6 protein-coding genes are annotated in these 5,061 nt (G+C 69.5%); 2 read left to right on the top strand and 4 right to left on the bottom strand.

What is annotated here, in order from left to right:
- The coding region (locus tag AC08OX_RS14765; RefSeq protein WP_476608346.1) for a protein kinase domain-containing protein at nucleotides 1-2,295 on the top strand (2,295 nt) is incomplete at its 5' end.
- Between the two features lie 112 nt (nucleotides 2,296-2,407).
- Here AC08OX_RS14765 and AC08OX_RS14770 read toward each other — a convergent pair.
- The 4 genes from AC08OX_RS14770 to AC08OX_RS14785 all read right to left on the bottom strand — a co-directional run bounded on the left by AC08OX_RS14770 (nucleotide 2,408) and on the right by AC08OX_RS14785 (nucleotide 4,684).
- Nucleotides 2,408-3,100, bottom strand: coding sequence for an alpha-ketoglutarate-dependent dioxygenase AlkB (locus tag AC08OX_RS14770; protein WP_011438416.1), 693 nt, complete (start codon nucleotides 3,098-3,100; stop codon nucleotides 2,408-2,410).
- A 202-nt stretch (nucleotides 3,101-3,302) separates the two neighbouring features.
- Nucleotides 3,303-3,584 (bottom strand): metal-sensitive transcriptional regulator, encoded by a 282-nt coding sequence (locus AC08OX_RS14775; RefSeq protein ID WP_011438415.1) that lies wholly within the window; start codon nucleotides 3,582-3,584, stop codon nucleotides 3,303-3,305.
- A 391-nt stretch (nucleotides 3,585-3,975) separates the two neighbouring features.
- Entirely contained in the window at nucleotides 3,976-4,119 is a 144-nt protein-coding gene (locus AC08OX_RS14780) for a hypothetical protein (RefSeq protein ID WP_476608347.1), read from the bottom strand.
- A 268-nt stretch (nucleotides 4,120-4,387) separates the two neighbouring features.
- Entirely contained in the window at nucleotides 4,388-4,684 is a 297-nt protein-coding gene (locus AC08OX_RS14785; protein WP_043591359.1) for a hypothetical protein, read from the bottom strand.
- 77 nt (nucleotides 4,685-4,761) lie between these two features.
- Here AC08OX_RS14785 and AC08OX_RS14790 point away from each other — a divergent pair, with 77 nt between their 5' ends.
- A complete protein-coding gene (locus tag AC08OX_RS14790; protein WP_173645797.1) occupies nucleotides 4,762-4,992 on the top strand; it encodes a hypothetical protein in 231 nt (76 codons plus the stop codon).
- Nucleotides 4,993-5,061: the final 69 nt, after the last annotated feature.

A 5,061-nucleotide genomic window follows, 5' to 3' on the forward strand; every position in this document is an offset into this window, starting at 1 on the left:
GTGGTTCTTTCCGGGCAGGGAGTGCGGCTGGTGGACTTCGGGCTCTTCCGAGCGATGAATGCGGTAAGCATCAGTAATCCGGGCGGACCGCCGTCCGGTATCGGAACACTTGCGTTCATAACGCCCGAACAGGCTCTCGGGCAGACCGCCACCGTCGCATCGGATGTCTTTACCTGGGGCGGCATGCTTTTGTTCGCCGCGACCGGCCGGCCGCCATTCGGTGCCGGAACGCCCCGGGTCCTGCTGCAGCGGGCCGTCTACGCGGAACCCGACCTGTCCGTGTTCTGCCCGGAGCTGCGAGAGCTGGTCGCGGCGGCGATGCGCAAGGACCCGAAGCGCCGGCCGGCCGCGGCCGAACTGCTCGAACAGCTGATCGCCTATCCGACACGAAGCGAGGCGGAGCCTGCGGTCGAACCCACCCGGCGTCTCGCCCTGCCGGCGGGTGTCATCGAGACTCTGGTCCCGGTGCAGACGAGGCGGACGGTCGAGTCCGAGACGAAACCGGAGGTCGTAGGCACGAGCGACCTCGCCGCTCCTGCCATCGGTGCCATCCACGGCCTCGAGATCGTGCTCGAAACCGTGACCGTGCTCGAAACCGTGACCCTGCTCGAAACCGTGACCCTGCTCGGGACCGGGCCGGCCGTGGAGATCACGGCCGTCCCGCCGGCCGCCGCGGTCGCCCTCAGCGCCGTCCGCACCGGAGCAGAACCGCGGATGCGTCCGTTGTCTCCCGGTCCGTCGTCTCCCGGTCCGTTGTCTCCCGGTCCGTCGGCCGCTCTGGCCGGTGTGTCCGCCCCACTGCCCACCGCGGCCGCGAGAGCGCGCGCAAGCTACGTCCAGGAGGGAACCGGGAATGTCTCCGCCTTGTCGTCACCATCGTCACCGCGGGATCACCTGGACCGCGGGTGGCTTCGACGCGTGCTCTCGATCGGCGTGGCGGTCTCGGTGCTCGTCCTCTCGACCGTTGTGATCGTCGATACGCTGCGGGAGCGCAGCGCGGCGGCCACGTCGCGTGAGGCGGCCCGTGGCGCGATGCGCCTTCTCGACCGGGAACCGGATCTCGCCGGCCAACTCGCCGTCTCGGCCTACCGCATGGCTCCGACCTCGGCTGCGGCGGAGGCGCTGGTCAATGCGAGCATCCGGCAGATCGGGCCGGCGACGGGAGCGATCCGCGATCTGCTGATCACCCCGGATGGTCGATATCTGATCATCGTCGGTGACTTCGGCGGGTCGGTGTGGAACATCATCGGCCCTGGCCGGGTGCGCTACATCACCGACCTGCCCGCGGTGGCCGCGGCCATGGGGGACCGCAGCCCCCTCGCGGCCGGGGTCGCCTCGGCTGCCGCGGTGAAGGGCCTGCTCGCCGTCGCGCTGATACCCGCATCCGGTCCGGCCACGGGTGTGCGGGCGTCCACGATCATGGTGGCGGCGGGGACGGACAGGGTGATCCGGTTATGGCGGCTGGCCCAGCCCGGGTCCACGGACGACGGTGACCTCCAGTCGGCGATCAATACCGGTCAACGGGTGAGTCTGCTCGCCGAGTTGCGGGGACACACGGGTGCGGTGGCGAGCGTTGCGGTGAGCGGGGATGGTCGGACCCTGGCCTCGTCGGGCGCCGATCGCGTCGTCCGTCTCTGGGACATCGGCCATCCGCAGAATCCTCGCGCCCTCGCCGAGCTGCCCCAGCCGGCGGAGGTCACCAGCCTCGCCTTCACCCCCGACGGCGACTCGCTCGCGGTCGGGGGGGTAGGCCATCTCTCCGTCTGGGATGTGACCGCTGCCGGGCAACCGCGCCGCCGGGCCCAGCTGACCGCCCCCGCCACTGTCCGCAAGCTCCTCGTCAGCCCGGACGGCCGGTGGTTCGCCGTGGCGAGTACCTCCGACGGCGGCTCGCTGACGGAGATCTATGGGCTGGACAGCCCCCGGGGACTGCACCGCCTCACCGCCATCGCGAGCCGACCAGGCCAGGCCGGTTCGATCGCGCTCTCCGCCGACGGGCGGGTCCTCGCTGTCAGTACCCCGGCCGGTCAGGTAACACTCTGGGACATGCGCTCACCATCCCGGCCGGTGCAGCGGGCCACCCTGCCGGTCGGCACCGCGCCGACGGCGACGGTCTTCGGACCTCCGGGACATGAGGGCGTCCTCGCAGTCGTGGCCGGTGACGCCGTCCGTCTCTGGCAGCTCGACCTGCTCGCAGCCGAGGACGAGATCTGTGCCAGGGCCGAGGGCCGCATCAATCGGGAGCAGTGGCGGACCTACCTCGGTCACCGGCACTACGACCCGCCCGGTGACTGACCCGCCCTGTGACCGGCCGGGTTGGTCGCGTTCCTCGTGATGTCCGGCCTGCTGCTGGTGGTGCCGCGGGTGAGGGCGGGTGAGGATGCCTCGGGGAGCCGGCAGACGGCGGCTATCGCGAGAAGTGGCGCGCGGCGCCGTAACCGGGGCCCTGTTCCGGGCGGCCGGTCCGGGACGTCCATCGCCACTGGACCGAGATGCGTCCGGCGACGTGCTCCGGGACCCTGGGCACCGCGTGCAGCCAGTCGGCTTGGGCCCGACCTCCCAGCACGATCAGATCACCGCCGGCCGGGGAGAGGTCGCGAGCGCCGGATGCCTCCGGGTCGTTGAGGATCCGTCGGCCGGGTGGCAGGTGGCGAGACTTGATCAGGAACGGTCGCCGGGCACCGAGGGTGAGGATGGCGATCACCGTGTCGTCGAGCCAGCGCATCTCGCGGTCCCGGTGGAAGGCGACGCCGTCGGCTCCGTCCCGGTACAGCGACAGGCCGAAGCCGTCGAACTCCACGCCGTAGGTCCGCCGCAGGGTCCGGTAGGCGTCGAGCAGGGCGGGAAAGGCGACCGGCCGACCCCGCGGGATCCAGGCGCTCATCCGTGGTTCGGTGACGTGGCGTTCGTAACGCCACATGGTTCCCTGTCGCCAGGGGATCTCGGCATGCAGGGTCTCATACAGCTGGTCGGCCTCGCGTAGCCATCCGCGCGTGACGTCGACCCAGGACCGGTCGTCCAGCCAGATCCGTTGCACCGACGCGGTGCGGTCGACCGCACCGTTGGCGGGCACCGCGGTGCCGTCGGTCTCGCTCGTCACCCGGCCGACGCTACCCGGCCGACGCCATCCGGACGGCTCCGGTCCGGGGCCGTCCGGCGTAACCTGCGAGATCCAGGAGGCATATTCCGTGAAGGTGAACAGGCGAGGATGACCTGCGCAGCACCCGACCCGGGGACCTCGACGAACCTCGAAAGCGATGTCCGTCGTCTCACCGCAACAGCCTTCACCGCAACAGCCGTGGTCAGGACCGAACGAGCCGCGCGATCGCGGCCGACGCCTCCCGGATCTTCTCGTCGGCCACCGGACCGCCTTCGGCGGCGGCGTGCGTCACGCAGTGCGTCAGATGGTCCTCGAGGAGCCCGAGGGCGACCGACTGTAACGCCCGGGTCGTCGCCGAGACCTGGGTGAGGATGTCGATGCAGTACTTGTCCTCGGCAATCATGCGCTGTAGCCCCCGGACCTGGCCTTCGATGCGGCGAAGCCGAGCGGTGTAATCGTCCTTGGTGTTGGTGTAGCCGTGCATCCATCGCGCCTTCCCGTCCAGGTACCCCCCTACGGTACCTGGGCCGGAGCCGGTCGTCGGATTGGGATTCGGTGAGATACCGGCGCCAACCGCCGACTGGAATTCGAACCGAGGCTCCTCCCGGCGGTGACATGTCCCACAATTATCACCGTGAGTGAGAATTCACCGCCCGTGCGGTATCAGCGGCGCGGGTCCTCCAGGACAGGCTCGGGTTGCCCGTTCACGTCCTGCCTAACTGCGCGGACGCCGCCCCGCTGGCTGGGTACCCGGCCCGGATCGTTCCTGGCAAACCGCACCCGGCGCCCCATAATTGCGCCCGGAAAGTGCCGAGTGGCGCACTTTCTCGCCCTGCTGGCGGGGGGTGGTGGTGACGAGTGGGTTCGCCGCCGGATCAGCGGTCGACGTGGTGCGGTGGAAGATCGGCGAGGAGTCGTTCGATGTCCGGGTCCTCTTCCTCGGACAATGACTCGTCACCCCAACCGATCTCGCGTTCGTCGTCGAACAGTTCGTCGTCGCGCGGCTCTGTGGCCCCCATGATCTTCCCCTCGTGTGGCGCAGGTTGTTCGCAACCGAGGTCCCGGCGCGGGATACGGCCTGGTGCCGCGGTCTGGTGTCGCGATCCCGACAGTGCTTCGGGTGAATCGTTTGCAGGATTGGATGCGGGATTGGACTCCGGCCGGGTACGGGTTAGGACCTGCCGTTGTTCGGCGGGCTGCCCGGAGTGTGCTTGTTACTCCCGATGGCCGCCGGCATGCTACCGAGCGGGCGGCCACCCGGCCGCCTGGCCGCCCGCTCGCCGCCGGTCAATCTACGCCGCCGCTGCCGTCTCCGGTGGGTGCCGCCGCCAGGGCGTGCCCGATTATCTCGACGACCAGGCGCAGGGTCGCCCGGCTTCCCGCCAGGAAGGCATCCGTCTCCCGCTGGGACCAGGCAGAAGCGAGTATCCCGGGCTCCGGTACCCGGGCGGCCAGGACCGCCCGTATCGACGCCCGGTAGCGGCTCACCGTGATCGGCGGATCGCCGACCGGATCTTCGTCGTAGTCCTCGTCCCGGTCTAACAGTGCCCGGACCTCATCCAGGCGGCGCGGGGTGGGGGGCATGGTTTCCTCCTCCATCTATTTGCTACTCAGCAAATTAGACCCTAGAGAGGTTCTTGAGGAAGAGCAAAGTGGTTACGATGTTCCGCGTGGACGACGGTGAGCAGTTGGTCGGCATCGGGGACATCGCGTTCCAACTCAAGATCACTCGCCAGGCGGTGGACTACTGGACACGCAAGGACTCCCGGTTTCCGGCGCCCTTGCAGGTCATCAACGCGCCGATGGGTAGCGGTGCCAAAGGCACCCGGGTTTGGCGCAAGCGAGAGGTAGACGCCTGGATCGTGGAGCACTATCGGCGGCGCAAACAGTAGGCGTCCCGGCCATCGGCCGAGGCCACCGCATCAGGTCAGATCTGTCGGCACCAGCGGCTCCGGGCCACC

This window comes from Frankia sp. CoBUL1 (genome assembly GCF_978021245.1).